The sequence below is a fragment of the Streptomyces sp. NPDC005805 genome (assembly GCF_040630445.1).
In the GTDB taxonomy this organism is placed as follows: domain Bacteria; phylum Actinomycetota; class Actinomycetes; order Streptomycetales; family Streptomycetaceae; genus Streptomyces.
On the sequence record NZ_JBEXXN010000044.1, the window covers coordinates 35,548 to 56,692 of the forward strand.

Below are 21,145 nucleotides of genomic sequence, written 5' to 3' on the forward strand. Positions count from 1 at the left end.
GGCGCGGGTTCCCAGGGGTAGGAGCCTGACTCCGAGCGAGGTAAGCACTATCCGGCCGCGCGGCTGGACACCAACAAGGCGCTGGAGGCGGCGATCGGGCTGTACCGCGCGTACGGCTTCCGGGAGGTGCCCGCGTTCAACGACGAGCCCTATGCCGACCACTGGTTCGAGAAGCGGCTGGAGGGGGCGGCCGGCGAGGGCTGACACCGGCTCCGGGGTGCCCCGGGGAGGGCCCGGCGGAAAACTGGTCGGGAAGGCGCGCGGGATGGCGTAAGGTTGTGTTCACCGACGCGGGGTGGAGCAGCTCGGTAGCTCGCTGGGCTCATAACCCAGAGGTCGCAGGTTCAAATCCTGTCCCCGCTACTCATGGCAGAGGCCCGGAATCGACGATGATCGATTGCCGGGCCTCTGTCGTTCGCCCGCCCGGAGCCTGCCCGGAGCCTGCCCGGAGCCCGTCCAGGACCGGTCCCGGACCCTGCGCGCGCCCCGCCCGGGAGCGGCCCCGCGCCGCTGGCCTGGTGTTTTGTGCGGGAGGGCGGTGGCAAGTCGCCACGGCGCCCGAGGGCACGCAGCATGGAAGGGCACGGCACCGGTCCGTGGCCGTGGGTGAAGCGGCAGGAGTGCAGCAGTGGGGCGAGAGCAGGTCGGCGGCTTCCGGACTCCGTGGTACCTGCGCATCCTGCCCGCCGTGATGCTCGTCGGCGGTGTGCTCTACGACTCGCTCGCCCCGCCGCGCTTCACCGCCGTCCCCCTCTACGCGGCCGCCCCGCTGATCGCCGCCTCCCTCGCCTCCTTCGTGGTGACGCTGCTCACCGGCATCGCCGCACTGGTGGCCACCAGCGCGCTCCACTTCTACGACGACAACGTCACCGAGATCAGTTCGTTCACCGAGATCAGCACGGTCTTCACGGTGTCCGCCGTGGCCCTGCTCATCAACCGGGTGATGCGCAGAGGCAGTGAGCGGCTGGCCTCGGCGCGGGTGATCGCCGAGGCCGCCCAGCGGGCCGTGCTGCCCACCCCCGAGGACCGGATCGCCGGACTGCACATCGCCGCCCGCTACGAGGCGGCCCAGGCGGACGCCTTCATCGGCGGCGACCTCTTCGCCGTGCAGGAGACCAAGCACGGGGTCCGGCTCTTCGTCGGGGACGTGCGCGGCAAGGGGATGGAGGCGGTGGAGGCCGTCGCCGTGCTGATCGGGTCGTTCCGGGAATCGGCCGACCAGGAGGGGAGTCTGGAGGAGGTGGCGCAGCGGCTGGAGCGGGCGCTCCAGCGGGAGAGCGCGCGACGGGCGGGGCTGGAGTCCTTCGAGGGCTTCACCACGGCCGTGCTGGCGGAGATCCCGGCGGTACGGGAGGGGGAGGTCGTCGGGGCGAGCACGGTCCGGCTGGTGAACCGGGGCCACCCGGACCCCCTGGTCCTGCACGCCGACGGCCGGGTGGAGCTGCTCCAGCCGGCGGAGCCGGCGCTGCCGCTGGGGATGGCGGACCTGGCGGGCTGGCCCGACCGGGCCGAGACCTATCCGCTGCCCGCCGGCTCCACGCTGCTCTTCTACACGGACGGTCTCTCCGAGGCGCGGGACGGCTCCGGGGTCTTCTACGACCCGGTCGAGCGGCTGCGGGGCGCGATCTTCCCGGAGCCGGACGATCTGCTGGACGCCCTCGTCGACGATGTGCGCCGCTACACGGGCGGTGGGTCGAGCGACGACATGGCGCTGCTCGCGGTGAACCGGCCGGCCGCCGGGCAGCCGGAGCGCCGCCGCACGGTGCCGGTGGTGGCCCCGCCCCGCGAGCAGGGCGCCATCGCGGCGACCGGCGGCCGGCGTGGCGTACGGGTACGGCGCCGGTACCGTCCGTAGCCGTCCCGTGCCACCACGTACGGCATATGACGTGGCGTCAGAAATCTTCCGAGACCGAAGCGTGATCAACTCGCCCGATTCCGGCTGCTTCTGTCCCGGAAAGTCCTGGCCACAGTCGTTAACGATCAGTGGGAACGGCTTGGATTCCGACCCGGCCGTCTATTAACGTTCGATAACGCAGCGCGGTCGTCCCAGCCGCCGCCAGTGGCGGCGCCGCGCGCACGCGCCGAATTCCGCAAGGGAACCGGGGAACCACTCATTGGGGTGAATCGGGCATCTCTGCCGCGCAGTTGTGCGGTCGAGGCGCCCGTAGGAGACCTTCCTGCTCCGAACCCGTCAGCTAACCCGGTAGGCGAGAAGGAAGGAAAGGAGTACGCCTTCGTGGCGTCCAACATGCCTGCTCCCGAGGCTCCGTCGGTCTCCTCCCGATTCGGCGGCGACGCCCCGGAGCGCTCGCCGGGGGAGTGGAACCCCACCGAGGAGTCCATCCGCCCGGTTCGCGGCCGGCACCGCGTGGCCAAGCAGCGCGGCGGTCTCGCGCGCAGCTCCACCGTCCTCGGCGTCGGTGTCATCGCCGCCGTCGGCGCGGGCGGCATGGCCACCGCGCAGGACAAGCCCGCCGTCTCCATATCCCTTCCCGATGTCGTCACGGACAACCTCCCCGACGCGGATTCCCTGCCGGGCGTCGGCTCGCTGATCTCCGAGGACGCGGGGACGGACACCGCCACCGCCCACGCGCCCCTCACCGCGATGACCCAGGTCGCCGACACGGGCACGGGCACCGTCGCCGGGGCCGAGCAGGGCGCCAACGCGGGCGAGGCCCTGCGCGCCCGCATCCTCCAGCAGGCCGAGCAGCAGCGTGCCGAGGCGGACGCCGAGGCGAAGGCCGCCGCGGAGAAGGCGGCCGCCGAACAGGCCGCCGCCGAGGCGAAGAAGCAGCAGAGCGAGGCCGAGAAGAAGGCCGCGGAGGAGAAGCGCAAGGCCGAGGAGGCCGCGCGGGCGAAGGCCGAGGCGGAGCGCCTCGCCAAGCTGGCCGCGAGCTGGTCCCTCCCCACCTCCTCGTACACCCTCACCTCCACCTACGGGCAGTCCGGCGCCATGTGGTCCTCCGGGCAGCACACCGGCCTGGACTTCGCCGCCCCCACCGGCACCCCGGTGAAGGCCGTGCACGGCGGTACCGTGAAGGCGGCCGGCTGGTCCGGCTCCTACGGCTACCGCATCCTGCTGGAGCTGGAGGACGGCACCGAGGTGCTGTACGCGCACCTGTCCTCGATGACCGCGAGCGCGGGCCAGAAGGTCACCACCGGCGAGACCATCGGGCGCGTCGGCGCGACCGGCAACGTCACCGGGCCGCACCTGCACCTGGAGGTCCACACCCCCGGCGGCGCCGGGATCGACCCCCTCGCCTGGCTGCAGGGCAAGGGCCTGAGCGTCTGACACCACGTCCAACGCCCCGCCCGGGAGCGCCGTGCAATAGGCGGCTCCGGGTGGGGCTTTGTGGGCTCATGACCTCTCTTCGCACCCTCGGCGCGTCCAAGCCGAGCCCGGAATACCTCCGGACGCGACCGGGCCCGCCCCGGGGCCTGTCCGGCGGGCGTGCCCGGACGGTCGGGGCGCCCGGCGGCCGTCAGGTGCGGTACGGGTTGTAGCCGTCGTAGTCCCGGTGCGGCGGCACGTACGCCGTCCGGCCCGTCGCCCGGGCCGCGTACGCGAGGGCCGGGGCCGCCACCTCGCGCCGCAGCCACAGGCGGTGCAGCAGCTCCCGCTCGCGCTCGACGAAGTCCGGGCCCGCCGCGCCGCGGTGGGCCCGGTGGCGCAGGAAGGCGAGGGAGGTGGCGAACCGCTCGTACTCGGAGACCGCGTGCCCGGCCGCCGGGCCGTACGCCCGCCGGGCCATGTCCCGGGCCATCGTCCGCGCACGCATCGAGGAGAGCGCCGGCGGCTCCGCCGGGGTGAGCCAGCCGGCCGCCGCGTAGGCCGGGAGGTGCGTGGATATCGTGTGCAGCTCCCGCTGCCTGGTCCAGATGGTCAGCCAGGTCAGCAGCCCGAAGGCGGGCACCATGAACGCCCCGTACACCGCGTAGAAGCCCCACGGTCCGAAGAGGGAGGTGGAGCCGTTCCACAGGGCGTGCATGCCCATCGCGAGGAGGAGGCCCAGCAGCGGCAGCGCGATCCGGCGGAGGCGCCGGCGGCGGGCGGTCGCGGCGGCCAGGCCGAAGCCGAGGCCGCACAGGACGGTGAAGAGCGGATGCGCGAACGGCGACATGACCACCCGCACGAAGAAGGTCGCCGCGGTCACCGAGCCCAGGCCCGAGGTGCCGAACGCCTGGTCCTCACCGAAGGCGTTGCCGAGATAGAGGATGTTCTCGGTGAACGCGAAGCCGGTCGCGGTGAAGCCGGCGACCACGATGCCGTCCACCGCTCCGGTGAACTCCCGTCCGCGGAAGCAGAAGAGCAGCAGGATGGCGACCGCCTTCGCGCTCTCCTCCACGATCGGCGCGACCACGGTGGCGCCCCAGGTGTCCGCCGAGGCGGGGTCCGCGGTCGCGGTGGCTATCCAGCGGGTCGCGAAGGTGTTCGCGAGGAGGGAGACGAGGGCGGCGGCGCAGGCGCCCCAGCCGAAGGAGAACACCAGGTTCCGCCAGGGCATCGGCTCCACCCGGTCCAGCCAGCGGAAGGCCGCCAGCAGCAGGGGCACCGGCAGGGTCGCCAGACCCAGGCCGACCAGGAAGCCGCGGGTGCCCGTCTGTTCCCGCACCAGCACCAGGATCACCAGCCCGCAGAGGGCGAGCAGGGTGAACACCCCGCAGAGCCGGAGTGCCCGGCTCCGCCACAGCCGCGCGGCCCGCGCCCGGTGGCGGGCACCGCGCGCGCCACCCGCGACCGCGGTCAGCTCCGCCTCGACCTGCCGCTCGTCGTACGCGGGCACCGCCGGACGCGGGGCGTGCGGCTGTGGCGCGGAGCTCTGGCGGTGCGCCGGGGACGGCTGCGGGGAGGCGTGGGACACCTGTCGACCCTAACGACCGGCTCGGACAGCCCGCGACGGTGCGCGGGCGGGCCGCACCCGGCGGGGCGGGGTCAGCCCTGGTGGGGCCGGCGGCGGAACAGCAGGTCGTGGACGGTGTGACCCTTGTCCAGGCCCTGGCCCTCGAAGCGGGTCAGGGGGCGGAAGGCGGGGCGCGGGGCGTAGCCGCCCTCGGGCACGGTGTTCTCGAAGTCCGGGTGCGCCGAGAGGACCTCCAGCATCTGCTCGGCGTACTCCTCCCAGTCGGTCGCGCAGTGCAGCACGGCGCCGGGCTTGAGGGTGCCCGCGGCCAGGGTGAGGAACTCGGGCTGGATCAGCCGCCGCTTGTGGTGGCGCTTCTTGGGCCAGGGGTCCGGGAAGAAGACGCGCATCCCGTCGAGGGAGCGCGGGGGCAGCATCTCGCGCAGCAGGATGATCGCGTCGCCGTTGGCCACCCGGACGTTGGTCAGGCCGGCGCGCTCGGCGAGGCCGAGGAGGTTGCCCTGCCCGGGGGTGTGCACGTCGACGGCGAGGATGCCGGTGCCGGGGTCGTCGGCGGCCATCTGCGCGGTGGCCTCGCCCATGCCGAAGCCGATCTCCAGCACGACCGGCAGCCCGCCGAACAGCTCCTCCAGGTCGAGGACCCGGTGCCCGTCGATGTCGAACCCCCACTGGGGCCACAGCCGCCGCAGGGCGTCGCCCTGGCCGGTGGTGACCCGGCTGCGGCGCGGCTGGAAGCTGCGGATGCGCCGCTCGTGGTGGGACCCGGCCGGGTCGGCGGCGGGCCCGCCGGGGAAGCGGGGCTCGCGGTCGCGCGGCAGCCGGGGGGCGTCGGGGGTGGTGTTTCGGGACTCAGACACAGTGCGTCGATTCTACGAGCCGGGCGGCGCGCGCCGGACGGGGCGGCGGAGCGGTCCGGTCCCGTCCGGTCCTGGCCGGGGTCGCGGTCCCGGCCCGTGCGGGCGGGATCCTCCGGCCGGGGTGCGGCCGGGGCCTGCGGTGCGGGTCCGGTCCCGCGCGGGCGCGGCGTGCGCGCCGCGTCAGGCGGTGGCGGCCGCCAGGGACGCCAGGACCCGCCGTGCCACCTCGCGCCCGATGGGCAGGGCCGCCGTCGCCGCCGGTGAGGGCGCGTTCAGGATGTGGACCGTGCGCGGGGCCTCGCGGATGAGGAAGTCGTCGGCCAGGGTCCCGTCCCGCAGCACGGCCTGGGCGCGGACGCCCGGTGGCGCGGGGCGCAGGTCGTCCGCGGTGACCGAGGGCAGCAGCCGGCGCACCGCCTCGGTGAAGGCGCGCTTCGACAGGGAGCGGTGTAGTTCGCCCGCGCCGTAGCGCCAGTGGCGGCGCGCGACCTGCCAGGTACCGGGCCAGCTCAGCATGTCCGCCACGTCCCGGGGGCGCACGGAGGTGCGGCGGTAGCCCTCGCGGGCGAGGGCCGGGACCGCGTTCGGCCCGACGTGCACCCCGCCGTCGATGCCCCGGGTCAGATGCACCCCGAGGAAGGGGAAGGCCGGGTCGGGCACCGGGTAGACCAGGCCGCGGACGAGTCCGGGCCGGGCCAGCTCGTAGTACTCGCCCCGGAAGGGGACGATCCGCATCCCGGGGTCGTCGCCCGCGAGACGGGCCACCCGGTCGCACTGGAGGCCCGCGCAGTTCACCAGGGCCCGGGCGCGCACCACACTCCCCCCGGTCGTCCGGACGGCGACGCCCCAGTGCCTGCGGTCCACGGCGGCGACCTCCGCGCCGTAGCGCACGTCCGCGCCCGAGGCCAGGGCGAGCCGGGCGGCGACCGCGCCGAAGTCGCACACCCCGGTGGTGCCGACATGGATCGCGGCGAGGCCCCGGACCTCGGGCTCGTACGTGGTGATCTGGGCCGGGCCCAGCTCCCGGACGGGGATGCCGTTCTCCCGGCCGCGCTGGACGAGGGCGTGCAGGCGGGGGAGTTCGTCCCGCTCGGTGGCGACGACGAGCTTGCCGGTGACCTTGTGGTCGATGCCGTACTCGGCGCAGAACTTGACCGTCTCGGCGGCCCCGCGCACCGCGAAGCGGGCCTTGAGGGAGCCGGGGCGGTAGTAGATCCCGCTGTGGATCACCCCGCTGTTCCGGCCGGTCTGGTGGCGGGCGGGGCCGGGCTCCTTCTCCAGGACGGTGACCGCGGTCCCGGGCGCCGAGCGGGTCAGGGCGTACGCCGTGGAGAGGCCGACGATCCCGCCGCCGACCACCAGGACGTCGCAGTCGTATGCCCGGCCGCGCGCCGCGGCCGGTCCGTGCGCCGCCGTCACCACGTCCTCGTCACCTCTCGTCCCTCCGCCCCTCTCACTCCGATAGTGCACTGGCCCGCCGACAGCGCCTTCAAACCCGGCCGGGAGGGTGCCGGGCATCACGTCCGCGCGGGGTGGTGCGCCGGGGGCGCGCGGGGCTCACACGGGGGCGGCCGGCAGCGGGCCCACGGGGCTCAGGCCGGGGCGGCCAGCAGCGGGCGCGCCCGCTCCCGCAACTCCATGACCTGGGGCTCGTCCCCGTACGGCTCCAGCCGGTGCAGCAGGTCCCGGACGTACTCGGTGGTGCGGGCCGAGGAGATGCGCCCGGCGACCTCGACAGCCCGCACCCCGGCCGCGCAGGCCGCGTCCAGGTTGCCGGACTCCAGCTCGGCGACGGCGCTGACCACCAGCCGCAGCCCGTGCGAGCGGACGAACTCCTCGGTCGGCCGGGAGAGCGCCTGCTCGGTGAAGCGGCGCACCTGCCGGGGTGCCTTCAGGTCGCGGTAGCACTCGGCCGCGTCGGCGGCGAAGCGGTCGTAGGAGTAGAAGCCCAGCCAGGACGGGTCGGCGTCGCCCTCGCGGGCGCGTTCCAGCCAGCCCTCGGCGGCCTTCAGGGCCTGGCCGGCCGCCGCGGCGTCGTTCGCCTTGGCGTGGGCGCGGGCCTCCACCAGCCGGAAGAAGCTCATGGTGCGCGCGGTGGCCAGGCCGCGGTTGCGTTCCAGGGCGGCCTGGGCGAGGTCGACGCCCTCGTCGGCGAAGCCCCGGTAGGTGGCCTGGAGGGACATGGAGGCGAGGACATAGCCGCCCAGAGGCACGTCGGCGGCGGCGCGGGCCAGGCGCAGGGCCTGGATGTAGTAGCGCTGCGCGGCCTCCTGCTGGCCGGTGTCGAAGGCCATCCAGCCCGCCAGCCGGGTCAGTTCGGCCGTCGCGCCGAACAGGGCCCGGCCCACCTCGTCCGAGTAGGAGCCGAGCAGCAGCGGAGCCGCGTCCATCCGCAGGCACTCCGGGACCATGGAGGAACGCCAGTCGCCGCCGCCGTACTTGGAGTCCCAGCGCCGGGCGTCCTCGGCGGCCTCGCGCAGTTTGGCGACATCGCTGTGGCCCACGCGCACGGCCGCGTCGGGGCCGTCCGCCGGGGCCTCGGGCGCGGCTCCGGCGGCCCGGCCCTCGCCGCCGCCACCGGGCCCGGCGGCGACCAGGCGCTCGACCGACGGGTCCGCGGGGGTTATCAGCCACCGGGAGGCGGGTGTGGCGTACGCGCTGACCGCGAAGGAACCGGCCAGCGACTGCCAGATGCCCCCGCCGCCGGCCCGCCGTCCGGCCAGATCCAGCCGGTACAGCTCGGTGGCCGATTTCACCGCCTCGCCGACGTCCCGCGGGAAGGCGAGGCCCACCTCGGGCGCCGGGTCGGCGTCCGCGAGGCCGATCTCGTGCAGCGGCACCGGGCGGCCCAGCTTCGACCCGATCGCGGCGGCGATCAGATGCGGGGCGGCGCCCTGCGGCACCATGCCCTTCGACACCCACCGGGCCACCGAGGTCTTGTCGTAGCGGAGGGTCAGACCCCGCTGCGCGCCGAGGTCGTTGACCCGCCGGGCGAGACCGGCGTTGCTGATACCCGCGAGGGCGAGGACGGCGCCGAGCTTGTCGTTCGGCCCGCGTTGCTCCCTGGACATGCGCCACCCCTCGACACACAGACGGCAGCCGCGGCGCACGGGGCGCACGGCATTCGTGCGGTGTCCTCCCGGTTCGCACACCCCCTGGCCCCGGACGGGCCCGCCTGCAAAAGCACCTGGCCGAACCGCCCGGAATATGCGCGCCTGCGGAGAACAGCAGTGAACACAGCGTAGTTCGCCACATCCTGACCGTTAAGAGGCGGTGTTCCGTATGGCGGGATTGTGGTGCGGCCGCGCCGGGCGGAAGGCCGGGTCCGTGCTCCCGCCGTGTGGCCGTGCGCCCGTGCGTGCGCTCTCGCCGCGGGCCGGCGGGAGCGCTTCCATGGGTGCTGCGTGGGTCGGCCCACTGTGTACGGGAACCAGTGGGCTGGGGGATACCGCCGTCTCATTTCCCCGCGGACGGCGGACCGGGCCGGGAGGTGAACTGAGCCTCCCGGCACGGCAGTTGATCTCAATCCCGGCATCCGAGAATGGCTGATAATCGACGGTCGCGAATCGCTTCCGGGAGCCACCGCCCCGACCCCGGAGCGCTCCTTCCGGCCACCCGGGCGGCGTGAAGTCGCCGCTGTCCGGCATGTGTTCACTTGCCGCGCGCACCGCCGCGGCCCGAGCCCGCGCGCCTCCTTCGTGGCAGCATGTCCCCGAACGGCTTCGGGAACACGGTGGAGGCGGGGATGCGGTGGCTGGTGGGGTGGAGCAGTATCGCCGCGCACTTCGGGACGGCAGGCGCCGTTCCGGACCTCCCCGGTGACGACGAGGGCCTCACCCTCCAGCCCGTCGGAGCCCAACTCCTGTGGGGCGACCCCGATCCGCTGTGGGCGGTCGGCGACTGGCGCCCCGACGAGGTGCGCATCGTCTCCGCCGAACCCGCCGTCCGGCCCGTCCCGGGCGGTGGCGCGAACCCGCCCGCCGTCACCCGGCTCGCCGTCCTCGGCTGCTGCGCGGCCAGCGACGAGGAGCTGCGGGTGGGCCTGTTCGCGGCGCGCGGGGGCGCGCTGAGGCATCTGACGGCGTGGCCGGGCAGCTACACGGTCGTCGTCCAGATCGGCCGGCGCATCACCGTCGTCGGCGATCTCGCGGGCGCCCGGCCGGTGTTCCACACCCCCTGGGCCGGCGGCACCGCGTACGCCACGGCCGCCCTGCCGCTCGCCGACCTCATCGAGGCGCAGCTCGACATCGGGCACCTGGCGGCGCTGCTGGCCTGCCCCGAGACACCGGAGGCCCTGCGCGACTCCACCCCGTACGCCGGGGTCAAGCGCATCCCGCCGGGGCACGCCCTGATCCTGCGGGAGGGGTCCCGGGAGATCACCGGTTACGAACAGCTCTCCTCGCTGGCCGTCGCCGGGCCGCAGACCGACCCGGCGCAGGCGGTGGACGGGGTGCGCGACGCCCTGGTGGAGGCGGTGCGCGCCCGGCTCACCGCGCCCCGCCACGCGCCGGAGACGATGCCGCCCGACCCCGGTCCGGTCCCCGGTATGGGGCCGGCGGAACGGCGGGCCGCCCGGGGCGCGCCCGCGCCCGGGATCGGGGCCGACCTCTCCGGCGGCAGCGCCTCCAGCACCCTGGCCCTGCTCGCCGCCGGTCTGCCGGGCGTGCCCGGGACGGTCCTCGGCCACGGCACGGGCGCGGGCGAGCGGCTGGTCGCCGTCACCTTCAACGACCTGGCCACCGGCGGCCACGAGACCCGCGAACCGGAACTGGAACGGGCCCGCGCCATCGCCGCCAACCCCCGTCTGCACCATGTCGTGGTCGCGGCCGGGGAGGAGGCCCTGCCGTACGCGGGCCTGGACACCGGTCCGCTGACCGACGAGCCCGCGCCCTCGCTGGTCACGGCGGAACGCCACCGCAGCCGGCTCGCGGCGGGTAGCGCCGACCACCTCACGGGGGCCGGGGCCCGGCAGGTGCTGGACGCGCATCCGGCGCGCCTGGCCGATCTGCTGCTGGACCGGCGCAGACGGCCGCTGCTGCGGCCGGTGACCGCGCTGGCACGGGCGGACGGCTCCTCGCCGGGGTCGCTCTTCGTGCCGCTGACCGTCTACCGGGCGGCGCGGCGGCTGGCCCGCACGCCCTACCGGGCCGGTCTGGAGACGGCGGCCGAGCGGGTGCTGACCGCCAACCGCATCGGGACCGTGGGGCTCAACGGCGCGGTCGGGGCGTCGCTGGCAGCCCTGAACTGGGCCCGGCCGGGGCCCGCGGCGCGCTGGCTGACGGGTGAGGCACTGGCTGAAGTATCGGTTCGCCTGGCGGAGGCGGCGACCCGGCCGGTCACCGTTCTGCGGCCCGGTGAGGCCCGGGCCCGCGCGGCTCTCGCCCGGTACGCGGCGGACCACCGGATCCTGGAGCAGGCCGCCGAGGTCCGCAGCCAGCGGCTGCACGCCCCGTTCCTGGACAACCAGGTGGTGCGCGCGAGCCGAGCCCTGCCGGAGTCCCTGCGGGTGCAACCGGGGGCGCGGGCGGAGGTGCTGCGCACCGTGCTGGCGGGGGCGGGCATCCACGACCTGCCGCCGGGCTGGGGGACCAGCGCCCACGCCTCGCACACGGCGGTGACGACGGCCCGGACCGGGCTGCGGGTGGCCCTCCCCCATCTGATCGCCCTCTTCGACGCGCCCCTGCTGGCGGACGCGGGCCTGGTCGAGGCCCGGGTCGTCCGCCGGGCGCTGCGGGCGGCCTCGGAGGGCGAACCGGTGGCACTGGACGGGCTGGCGGACCTGGTCTCCACGGAACTGTGGCTCCGCAGGCTCCTCTCCCGCCGCGGCACCTGCTGGACGGGCACGGCCGCGCCCCGCCGCCGCGCGGTGGCGGGCGGCGTCCCGAAACGGCCGACGCTGCGCTCCTGAACGGTGCCCGGGCGCGGGCGCGCGCGGTCCGGGGGCGGTGGGCGCGCGGGGCTCGGGCGGTGGCGCGGGCGCGGTGGGCTTGCCGGGTCCGGTGGGTTCGCCGGGTCCGGGTCCGGGGGCGCGTTGGGCGCGCGGGCCTTGGGCTTGCCGGGGCCCGCGCCTTACGGCACCCGGGTCCTCAGGGGTGGCCGGCCCGGACCCTCAACGGCAGCTGATCTGCGAGCGCGCCCAGTCCGCCAGCACCCCGAGGCCGCCCAGGCCCTCGGGCTCGACGACGAGGCGGAGGGTGGAACGCCCCTCCAGGGGAACGCGCACCGGGACCGCGGCGTCGCCCCGGGACAGGGGCGCCGAGCGCCAGAGGCGGACGCCGTCCGCGTAGACGGAGAACCGCACCGCGCGGTTGCCGAGGGTCAGGTCGTCCACCCCGACGAGCGCCTCGTAGGAGGAGCACTGCCGGTTGAGGTCGATGACGACCGAGGACCGGCCGTTCACCGTCGCGCCGTGGCCGTACCGCTCCCCGCCGATCGACAGACCGGAGCGCTGCCACAGCCAGCTGCTCTCGCCGAGGCGGACCTCCGGGCCGGTGTGGTCGCCGAGCAGCCCGTACTCCAGCCGGCTGACCTGGTAGACCTGCGGCGCCGGTGCGGGCGGCGGGGACGGCGAGGGGGACGGCGGCCGGGGCGTCGGGGTGGGCGTGGGCTTCGGCGGGGCGGGGGACGGGGTCGGCGTGGGCGTCGGTGCCGGTTCGGCGCTGGGCGTCGGGGTGGGTGTGGGGGTCGGACGGGGCTCGGGGCTCGGGCTCGGCCGCTCCGCCGGTGCGGGCGCGGGCGGCTCCGGTGCCTCGGGCTCCGGGTCGGGCTCGGGCGGAGCGTCGGGCGCGACGGGCATCGCCGCCGGCGGCTTCGCCTCCGGCCGGGGCTCCGGCGCCGGGTCGCCCGCGAGCGCCCACACCAGCCCGGCGGCCGCCGCCACGGCGACGGTCGCCGCGATACCGGCCTTGGCCGGCGCGCCGAGGCCCTCCGAGGCGGCGCCCCCGGCCGCACCGCCCGCGCTGCCGCCGGTGGCGGCGGCAGCCGCCCCGGCACCGGCCGCTCCGGCGGCGCCTCCCGCCACGACACCGGCCGCCTTGAGCGAGTACCCGGCGGCGAACCAGCCGATGACCGCGATCGGCAGCAGCGCCGGAATGCCCGCGTTCACATGGGCCAGTTCACCCGCGGCGAGCCGGCAGCGGGTGCACTCGTCCAGGTGCTTGCGCAGCCCGCGCTCCGCCCGCATGCGCAGCCCGCCGCGCGCGTACGCGCCGAGCCGGTCCGCGTACCGGGCGCAGTCCCCGCCCGCCGTGAGCGAGGTGCTCACATGCGCCTGGAGATACGCCTGCTTGAGGCCCTCCCGCGCCCTGCTCGCGAGGACCGCCGTCGCGTTCGCCGTCAGCCCGAAGAGCGGGGCGACGTCACTCGGGGACTCCTCCTCCACGGTCGTGTGCCACAGGACGGCCTGCCAGCGCTCCGGCAGCGAACGGAACGCCTGCATGGCGAGGGACTGCTCGGCGTCGTGCATCGCGCGGACGTCGGCGCCCACGTCGAGGGTGTCGCCCCCCGCGGTGTCCCCGCCGCGGACGGCCTCCGCGGCGAACACCGCGAAGTCCTCGACCAGTTGCTCCCGCTTCGCGGTCTTCGTCCACGCCGCGGCGACATGGCGGACCGTGGTCAGCAGATACGCCCGCACCGCGTGCGCGGGGCCCGCTCCGCCGCGTACCGCCTGGAGGGTCCTCGCGAACACCTCGGCGGTCAGGTCGTCGGCGGTGTCCTTGTCGCGGCAGCAGGTCCGCGCGTATCTGCGGACGGCCTCGGAGTGGCGCAGGAACAGCTCCTCGTAGGCGCCGTCGTCGCCCTCCCGCATCCGCCGGACCAAGTCCCCGTCGGAGGCGGGCAGTTCCCGGGGCGGCGGCAGCACGGAGCCCTCGCTGCCGCCGGCGCGCTGCTGCGGGACCGCGTACCCCTCGTCGCCGGGGGCTTCGGGCCGTGGTGTGGCCGGCGCCTCGTCGGCGGAGGGCGCGGCCGAAACGCCACGCCCGCCCTGGCTGGGCACCTGCTCCTGCGGCGCCTGCGCCTGTACCGCGTCCGGACCGCCCGCCGTGCCGTGTGACTCGTCCCGACTGTCACCGCTCATCGCGGAAGCCCCCGTAAGCACTTCAGACCCGGATTACCGGGCAAGCGTGCCACACGGCGGCCCTACGCCGTACCCCCAAGTACCGCAACCACCCGTCCGGGGAAACGCCCGTGGAAACGTCCGGAGGTGTGTCCGGGACATGTCGGGCCAATCCCCGGGAAACCACCCGCGGAAGGCGAACCCCCGGCAACGCGGACGCCGTTCGCGACCGGCCCGCCCTGCCGGAACCAGGCCCGCGCCCCACCGGAGCCGCGCGCCCCGGATCGCCGGAACCAGGCCCGAAGCACCCGAACCACGTGCCCGGACCGCCGCCGCACCGGATCACGCCCGCGGGCGCAGGCCCTCCAGCAGGATGTCCAGCAGCCGGGAGGACGCGGCCTCCTGCTGCGCCGGGTCCGGCAGGGACGGCGCGGCCGTGGCTATCACGAGCAGCACATCGGCCACCGTCACATCACCGCGCAACTCGCCCGCCGCCCGAGCCCGGGCGACCAGCTGCCCCACGACGTCCAGCAGTTCCACCACTCCGGTGTCGTCGTCCTGCTCCTCGGCGGGCACCGGCCGGGGAGCCACCACACGCAGGCCGCCCGGCGCGCCCGCGCGCTGGTGCGGCACCCGGGGCTCCTCCCGGCCGTCCTCCGTCACGGCCCCGGCCTCGGCCGTCTCGTCCGCCGCCTCCTCGCCGTCCACACCCACGTGCAGCACCTGGGGCGGCAGCAGACGCCCCGCCCCGGAGGCCACCGAGGTCCGCAGGAACCGGGAGAGGGCCGACCACGGCTCCTCCTCCTGCCCGAGCGCGGTGCGGGCCTGCTCCGTCAGCCGGGCGGTCTCCTCCGCGGCTATCCGGCGCACCAGCACGTCCTTGCTGGGGAAACGGCGGTAGACCGTGCCCACGCCGACCCGGGCGCGCCGGGCCACGTCCTCCATCGGGGCGCCGTACCCCAGCTCGCCGAACACCTCGCGCGCCGCGCGCAGGACGTGCTCGAGGTTGCGCTGGGCGTCGACGCGCAGGGGCGCGGGGCGGCTCAACGCGGCCGGCCCCGGCCCTCCGTTCCCGTTGCCCTCGGCGGCCGGAGCCGGCGCGACGGCGGTCTGCCAATGCGAATCCTGAATATGCATGAGAGTTCCCCCGGTCATGTCGTCTCCCCCCGGAGACATCCCCGCCCTGGTCTGGTCCGACCGGACATGCCGAGTCCCCGGCACTCCGACCGGCTACGAACATAGTTGAGCCGGAGTCAATTCAGAAGGGGGTACTTCGCACGGAGCGCCCCCCGATCGGAGCAAGGACCGGATCGCTCCCTATTCCGCCCCCGCCCTCCGGCACCCTCCTCGCCGCTGACCTGCGGACCTTCCGAAATGCCCCGGATCTCCCCCCGGCCCGGCCGCCGACGCCTTCCGGTCACACAATTCGCCGGGCCTGTGGACAAACGCCGGAGCCCGTTGCGTCATGGGACGGTGAAGGCTGCGAATCCCCGGGACACGACCCCCGGCACCACGCCCCGCACGCGGATTCTCGTCGTCGGCGGCGGCTACGTCGGGATGTACACCGCGCTGCGCCTCCAGCGGAAGCTGAAGCCCGAGCTCGACCGGGGCGAGGCGGAGATCGTCGTGGTCGCTCCCGACCCGTACATGACGTATCAGCCGTTCCTCCCGGAAGCCGCCGCGGGCTCCATCTCCCCCCGCCATGTGGTGGTGCCCCTCCGCCGGGTCCTCGGCAGATGCCGCATCGTCATCGGCGAGGCCCGGGCCGTCGACCACGCCAAGCGCGTGGCGACCGTCGTCACCCTCGCCACCGAGGAGGAGGGCACCGGCGCCGTCGAACTCGGCTACGACGAACTCGTCATCGCCCCCGGCTCGGTCTCCCGCACCCTCCCCGTGCCCGGCCTCGCGGGCTTCGGTATCGGATTCAAGACGGTCGAGGAGGCCATCGGCCTGCGCAACCACGTCATCGAGCAGATGGACATCGCCTCCTCCACCCGCGACCCGGCCGTCCGCGACGCCGCCCTGACCTTCGTCTTCGTCGGCGGCGGCTACGCGGGCGTGGAGGCCCTCGCCGAACTGGAGGACATGGCCCGCTACACCTCGCGGTACTACCACAACATCCGGCCCGAGGACCTGAAATGGATCCTCGTCGAGGCCGCCGGCCGCATCCTCCCCGAGGTCGGCGAGGAGATGGGCCGCTACGCGATCCGCGAGCTGCGCGCCCGGAACATCGACGTCCGCCTGGACACCCGGCTGGAGAGCTGCGAGGACCGCGTCGCCGTCCTCAGCGACGGCTCGCGCTTCCCCACCCGGACCCTGGTCTGGACGGCGGGCGTCAAACCCGCGCCCGTCCTGGCCGCCACCGACCTGCCGCTCGACGAGCGCGGCCGCATCCTCTGCACCGCCCGGCTCACCGTCGACGGCACCGACCACGCCTGGGCCGCGGGCGACGCGGCGGCCGTCCCCGACCTCACCGCCCGCGAGCCGGGCACGTACTGCGCGCCCAACGCCCAGCACGCGGTGCGCCAGACGAAGGTCCTCGCGGAGAACATCGTCGCCTCGCTGCGCGGCCGGCCGCTCACCGAGTACGCCCACGACTACGCCGGCTCCGTCGCCTCACTCGGCCTGCACAAGGGCGTGGCCCATGTCTACGGACGCAAGATCAAGGGCTATCCGGCCTGGTTCATGCACCGGGCCTACCATCTGAGCCGCGTGCCCACGTTCAACCGGAAGGCGCGCGTCCTCGCCGAGTGGACGCTGTCCGGGCTCTTCAAACGCGAGATCGTCTCGCTCGGCTCGCTGGAGCACCCGCGCGCCGAGTTCGAACTCGCCGCGGGCTCCGGCCGGTCCGGCGCCGCCCCGGACGCCGCCGGAGCACGCAGCGGCGACGCGACGGGACCCCGACAGGCCGACCCGCCCGGCGGGAGCCCGCCGCGCGACGGCAAGGACGAGTCCGCCGACGGCTCCCCGGACCGCTGACCCGGCGGCCCCGCCCGCGCCCGCCGCGCGGGTTCCCCGGCCCCGCCGCGCGACGCGAAGGCGACCTGGCACGCGGCGCAAAGACGACTGTCAGTCCGGTCGGGGACACTGGACGTGTGACCATAGGTGGGCTCACACCTGCACAGAGTGACCCTTGGCAACCACCCCCATTGAGGCTTGAAAGTCAGTGAACTTCACGCGTTGGAGCGCAATGCTCCCCGGTACGCAGCGCCGCGCCGCAGCCCGAGGGGCGGATCAGGGTCACTCCGTGGCGCAGCGGGGCGAGGGCTCCGTGCCTGCCGCCCGCGGCGGCGCCGGCCGGCCGTCCGAGCAGGCCGCGGACGCCCTCCTGACCCTGGAGGACTTCGTCCTGCCGGAGATCCTCGGCAGCCTCCCCGCCCTGGTCGCCCTCGTGCACGGCCCCGACCACCGCATCGTGTACGTCAACGACGCGTACGCGGCGGCCTTCGGCTCCCGCCCGCCCGGGGCCCCCGCGGCGGACAGCTGCCCGGAGCTCACCGAACTGGGGCTGCTGCCGCTCATGGAGCAGGTCCTGCGCAGCGGGAAGCCGCGCACGGTCAAGTCCCGCAGGATCCAGGCCGGGAGCGAGGCCCGGGGCAAGCGCGGCGAGGGCTCGTACACCGTCACCTGCCTGCCCGCCGGGCTGCGCGGCGGCGAGGAGACGGCCGGTGTGCTCGTCTTCGCCGCCGACGTCACCGACCACGCCGAGGCCGCCGAGCGGCTGCGCGCCAGCGAGCGCCGGCACCGCGAGACGGCGGTGACGCTGCAGCGTTCCCTGCTGCCGCAGGAGTTGGAGCAGCCCGACGACCTCCGCTTCGCCGCCACCTACCAGCCCGGCGGCACGGACGCGGCGGTCGGCGGCGACTGGTACGACGTCATCACCCTCGGCGCGGGCCGCACCGCGGTCGTCATCGGCGACGTGATGGGCCGGGGCGTGCGGGCGGCCGCCGTGATGGGCCAGCTCCGCACCGCGGTGCGCGCCTACGCCCGGCTCGACCTGCCCCCGCACGAGGTGCTGCAACTCCTCGACGGCCTGGCGGCGGAGATCGACGCCAGCCAGATCGCCACCTGCGTCTACGCGGTCCACGACCCCAACGAGGGCCGCCTGGTCTACGCCTCGGCCGGCCATCCGCCGATCCTGGTGCGCGACGAGGACGGCACGGTCCGCCGCGCCGAGGAGCCGACCGGCCCGCCGCTCGGCATGGGCGGCTGGCTGCACACCTCGGGCAGCATCGCCCTGCCGCCCGGCTCCACCGCCGTCCTCTACACGGACGGCCTGGTGGAGCGCCGGCGCGAGGACATCGACGAGGGCATGGCGGCCCTGGAGCGCGCCCTGTCCGGTGCGACGGGCACCCCGCAGGTGGTCTGCGACCGGCTGCTGCGCTCCCTGGGCGTCACCGCGGAGCACGACGACGACGTGGCCGTGCTCGTCCTCCAGCACCCGGCGCGCGTCGGCGGGGACGCGGAGCTGTTCCACAACGCGGCCCTCGACCTGCTCGGCGGCACCGAGGCGGCGCCGCGCGCCCGCGCCTTCGCGTCGGGGGTGCTGGCCTCCTGGCGCTTCCCGACCGAGCTGCACGACCTCGGGGTCCTCGCCGTCAGCGAGCTGGTCGCGAACTCCCTCCAGCACGGCACCCCGCCGATGCGGCTGCGGCTGCGCCGCACCGACCGGCGGCTCATCGTCGAGGTGACGGACGGCGACGAGCACCTGCCCCGCCGCCGCAGGGCGGAGACGGAGGACGAGGCGGGCCGCGGGATCTCGATCATCGCGACGATCGCCTCGTCCTGGGGGTCCCGCCGCACACCGGGCGGCGGCAAGGCCGTCTGGTGCGAGTTCGCCCTGCCCCGCTGACCGGTCGCGGCCCGGTGGGCGCCCGGCGGATCGGGGCCGGACACCCCGCGATCGCTGCTAGCGCGCCGCGGCGACGCTGTCGCTCTCGTCGGGCATGTGCACGGCGACCACCCGGGACTTCGCCGCGAGCCACGGCCGGTCCTGCGCGGGCGTGAGCCGCTTGCCCATCCGCAGCGCCAGGGCGGTGATGGCCAGCGAGAACAGCACGAACGTCACGATGTACGGGCCGTGCAGCGTGGCGCCCATCGGACCGCCGACAGCGGGCCCGATCGCCAGCGCGAGCTGCTTGACCAGCGCGAACGCCGAGTTGTACTGCCCGACCATCCCCTCCGGGGCGAGGTCCGCGACCAGCGGCGCGACGGTCGGCGACAGCATCGCCTCACCGAGCCCGAACAGCGCGTACGTCGAGATGAACGCGGCCGTGGCCATGGCCTGGCTGCCCTGACCGAGCCCGGCCCAGCCCGCCGCCAGCCAGGCGACGGCCCAGATGATCCCGACGGCCGCGATCACCTTGCTGCGACTGCGCCGCTCGACGAAGCGCAGCACCAGGAACTGGGCGGCCACGATCACGGCGGTGTTCGCCGCGAGGGCGGTGCCGAGGGTCGCGGGCTCGATCCCCGCGGCCTCGGTGCCGTAGGCGGCGAGCCCCGACTCGAACTGGCCGTAGCACGCGAAGAAGAGGACGAACCCCAGGATGAGCAGTTGCACCATGGCGCGGTGGCCGAGCAGGGCGCGCATCCCGCCGCGGCCGCCGGCCCCGGACGGACGCGCCCCGGGGAGGACGGCGCCGCCGGGCAGCCGGACGGTCAGTCCGATCCCGGCGAGGACCAGGAACATCACGGCCTCGATACCGAACAGCAGCAGGAAGCTGGAGGGCCGGCTCGCGTCGACGATGTGGCCGCCGATCAGCCCGCCGATACCGAGACCGAGGTTCTGCAGGAAGAACTGCATGGCGAAGGCCCGGGTCCGGGTGGTGCTGTCCGAACACCAGACGATCATGGTCGCCAGCGCCGGCTGCATCACCGCCGTACCGGCGCCGAGCAGCGTCGCGGAGAGCACGGCCGCCGGAACGGTGTCCGACAGACCCAGTCCCGCGGCGCCGACCGACGCCAGCAACGCGGCGGCGACCAGCACGGGCAGCGGCCCGCGCCGGTCGACGACCCGTCCGGTGAACGGCAGCACCACGAGCGCGGCCATGGCGAACACCGCGAGCACCACACCCGCCGTGGTCACACCGAGATCCCGCACCTGCGCCACATAGACGTAGAGGTACGGGACCGTGAAGCCGAGCCCGAACGCGCTCAGCGCGTTCCCCGCCTGAATCCGGCGCATCGCTGCGCCCCTCGCCCTGGTCACACTCACCCGCTTCGACATCGCGGGCTGAGTCCTCCCGGTCCGGAGGACTCAGCCCTGAAGACTTCAATACTAAAATTCGATCCTTAACTCTACACACCGAAGGACTTCAACGCCAATGAGCGCATGCCATACTTCGCCGCATGCCAACCGAGACCCCCGGTGCTCCGCTGTCCGGACCGCAGGAGCCGACCCTCGACGAGCAGATCGCCGCCTACCAGCGCGAATACGGTGACCTCGACCCCCAGGTCGAGAAGGTGGTCTCCGCCCTCGGCCGGCTGAACCGGCGCATGAACGTCGCCTACGGGCGCCAGCTCGCCGACCTCGGCATCAGCAACGCGGAGTGGGAGGTCCTCAAGACCCTCGTCCTCGCCGGCGCCCCGTACCGCCTCGGCCCGGGCGAGCTCGCGAAGCGCCTCGGCCTCACCCCGGCCGCGATGACCCACAGGATCGACCGGATGGCCGCCGAGGGACTGGTGACCCGGGACCGCGACGAGAACAACCGGGTCCGCGTGATCGTCGAGCTGACGGACGACGGCCGTACGAAGTGGCTGGAGGCGATGCGGATGGCCTCCACCTTCGAGGAGGACCTGCTCCAGGACCTCGCCGGTGACGAGCGCGCCCTCTTGGGCGACCTGCTGACCCGGTTGCTGCGACGGGTGGAGCACGACCAGCCCGACGCGGGCGGCCGGCTCACCGACCTGGACTGACGGCCGCTACGGAGTCGGCGTGAACCCCTGGTCGCGAGTCCCCGCCGGTCCGCGGCGGGGGAGGGTTGACACGGCGCTTCCCGATCCGTAGGGTTCTTCGAGTTGTCACGGAGCCGGAACGGTTCCTCGGCAGCCATCCTCGCCGCGTATGCGGCAGCCAACCTCAGCACGATCTCCCAGCCGGGACGCATTTTGGCATGCCGAAATGTATTTCGAATGGCTCGATTATGAGCCGCCCGGGAAATCCGCTAGAGTTTGGGCGTCGGAACGGCTCAACGGCCGGGAAGACAACTCCCGCTGACTGGGAATCAGGCCCGAAAGAGTCTGATAGAGTCGGAACCGCCGGAAGGCCGAAAGGGTCGGAAAGCGGAGAGTGAAACCGAGGAAATCGGATCGGGAAACGGTCTGATAGAGTCGGAAACGCAAGACCGAAGGGAAGCGCCCGGAGGAAAGCC

General features: G+C 74.7%; 13 protein-coding genes, 1 tRNA gene, 1 pseudogene and 1 riboswitch. Of the genes and pseudogenes, 8 read left to right on the forward strand and 7 right to left on the reverse strand.

All coding sequences use genetic code 11. From position 1 onward, the window contains the following. Positions 1–60 precede the first annotated feature (60 nt). The 4 genes and pseudogenes from ABZ457_RS22260 to ABZ457_RS22275 all read left to right on the forward strand — a co-directional run. Positions 61–204 (forward strand): annotated as a pseudogene (locus ABZ457_RS22260) (MarR family transcriptional regulator); the annotation flags it as partial. 85 nt (positions 205–289) lie between these two features. Further along, positions 290–363 (forward strand) — tRNA-Met (locus ABZ457_RS22265). Between the two features lie 265 nt (positions 364–628). Further along, on the forward strand, positions 629–1,855 hold the full coding sequence (locus ABZ457_RS22270) for a PP2C family protein-serine/threonine phosphatase (RefSeq protein WP_359159800.1): 1,227 nt from the start codon (positions 629–631) through the stop codon (positions 1,853–1,855). 214 nt (positions 1,856–2,069) lie between these two features. After that, positions 2,070–2,225: riboswitch (cyclic di-AMP (ydaO/yuaA leader) on the forward strand. A gap of 11 nt (positions 2,226–2,236) precedes the next feature. Continuing rightward, positions 2,237–3,292, forward strand: a complete 1,056-nt coding sequence (locus ABZ457_RS22275) for a M23 family metallopeptidase (RefSeq protein WP_359159802.1) — start codon at positions 2,237–2,239, stop codon at positions 3,290–3,292. A gap of 190 nt (positions 3,293–3,482) precedes the next feature. On the opposite strand, the gene ABZ457_RS22280 is transcribed toward ABZ457_RS22275, so the two are convergent. From ABZ457_RS22280 to ABZ457_RS22295, 4 genes are all read right to left on the reverse strand, one after another. Continuing rightward, positions 3,483–4,862, reverse strand: coding sequence for a PrsW family intramembrane metalloprotease (locus tag ABZ457_RS22280; RefSeq protein WP_359159804.1), 1,380 nt, complete (start codon positions 4,860–4,862; stop codon positions 3,483–3,485). Between the two features lie 71 nt (positions 4,863–4,933). After that, complete coding sequence (trmB, locus tag ABZ457_RS22285) at positions 4,934–5,719, reverse strand: tRNA (guanosine(46)-N7)-methyltransferase TrmB (RefSeq protein WP_359159806.1); 786 nt, start codon at positions 5,717–5,719, stop codon at positions 4,934–4,936. A 180-nt stretch (positions 5,720–5,899) separates the two neighbouring features. Beyond that, positions 5,900–7,141 (reverse strand): L-2-hydroxyglutarate oxidase, encoded by a 1,242-nt coding sequence (lhgO, locus tag ABZ457_RS22290; protein WP_359159809.1) that lies wholly within the window; start codon positions 7,139–7,141, stop codon positions 5,900–5,902. 170 nt (positions 7,142–7,311) lie between these two features. Next, a complete protein-coding gene (locus ABZ457_RS22295; RefSeq protein WP_359159811.1) occupies positions 7,312–8,790 on the reverse strand; it encodes an MFS transporter in 1,479 nt (492 codons plus the stop codon). Between the two features lie 674 nt (positions 8,791–9,464). On the opposite strand from ABZ457_RS22295, the gene ABZ457_RS22300 reads away from it, so the two are divergent. After that, entirely contained in the window at positions 9,465–11,627 is a 2,163-nt protein-coding gene (locus ABZ457_RS22300) for an asparagine synthase-related protein (RefSeq protein WP_359159827.1), read from the forward strand. Positions 11,628–11,828: 201 nt separating this feature from the next. On the opposite strand, the gene ABZ457_RS22305 is transcribed toward ABZ457_RS22300, so the two are convergent. Both ABZ457_RS22305 and ABZ457_RS22310 read right to left on the reverse strand, forming a co-directional pair. Beyond that, positions 11,829–13,796 (reverse strand): sigma-70 family RNA polymerase sigma factor, encoded by a 1,968-nt coding sequence (locus ABZ457_RS22305; protein ID WP_359159813.1) that lies wholly within the window; start codon positions 13,794–13,796, stop codon positions 11,829–11,831. Positions 13,797–14,117: 321 nt separating this feature from the next. Then, positions 14,118–14,912 carry a helix-turn-helix domain-containing protein gene (locus ABZ457_RS22310; RefSeq protein ID WP_359159815.1) on the reverse strand — a complete coding sequence of 265 codons (795 nt, stop codon included), beginning with the start codon at positions 14,910–14,912 and terminating at the stop codon, positions 14,118–14,120. A gap of 336 nt (positions 14,913–15,248) precedes the next feature. Between ABZ457_RS22310 and ABZ457_RS22315 the strand changes: the two genes are divergently transcribed. Together ABZ457_RS22315 and ABZ457_RS22320 are read left to right on the forward strand one after the other, a co-directional pair. After that, positions 15,249–16,754, forward strand: a complete 1,506-nt coding sequence (locus ABZ457_RS22315) for an NAD(P)/FAD-dependent oxidoreductase (RefSeq protein WP_359159816.1) — start codon at positions 15,249–15,251, stop codon at positions 16,752–16,754. Positions 16,755–16,941: 187 nt separating this feature from the next. Next, positions 16,942–18,627: a SpoIIE family protein phosphatase gene (locus ABZ457_RS22320; protein ID WP_359159818.1), complete on the forward strand. Its 1,686-nt coding sequence runs from the start codon at positions 16,942–16,944 to the stop codon at positions 18,625–18,627. A gap of 57 nt (positions 18,628–18,684) precedes the next feature. Here the strand turns inward: ABZ457_RS22320 and ABZ457_RS22325 are convergent, their stop codons facing one another. After that, positions 18,685–19,959 (reverse strand): MFS transporter, encoded by a 1,275-nt coding sequence (locus ABZ457_RS22325; RefSeq protein ID WP_359159821.1) that lies wholly within the window; start codon positions 19,957–19,959, stop codon positions 18,685–18,687. A gap of 164 nt (positions 19,960–20,123) precedes the next feature. Between ABZ457_RS22325 and ABZ457_RS22330 the strand changes: the two genes are divergently transcribed. Then, positions 20,124–20,690: a MarR family transcriptional regulator gene (locus tag ABZ457_RS22330; RefSeq protein ID WP_359159823.1), complete on the forward strand. Its 567-nt coding sequence runs from the start codon at positions 20,124–20,126 to the stop codon at positions 20,688–20,690. Positions 20,691–21,145: the final 455 nt, after the last annotated feature.

Coding starts and splice junctions, on each gene's coding strand:
- ABZ457_RS22295 (WP_359159811.1), bottom strand. CDS start 8,790: ATGTCCAGGGAGCAACGCGGGCCGAACGACAAGCTCGGCGCCGTCCTC.
- ABZ457_RS22300 (WP_359159827.1), top strand. CDS start 9,465: ATGCGGTGGCTGGTGGGGTGGAGCAGTATCGCCGCGCACTTCGGGACG.
- ABZ457_RS22305 (WP_359159813.1), bottom strand. CDS start 13,796: ATGAGCGGTGACAGTCGGGACGAGTCACACGGCACGGCGGGCGGTCCG.
- ABZ457_RS22310 (WP_359159815.1), bottom strand. CDS start 14,912: ATGCATATTCAGGATTCGCATTGGCAGACCGCCGTCGCGCCGGCTCCG.
- ABZ457_RS22325 (WP_359159821.1), bottom strand. CDS start 19,959: ATGCGCCGGATTCAGGCGGGGAACGCGCTGAGCGCGTTCGGGCTCGGC.
- ABZ457_RS22330 (WP_359159823.1), top strand. CDS start 20,124: ATGCCAACCGAGACCCCCGGTGCTCCGCTGTCCGGACCGCAGGAGCCG.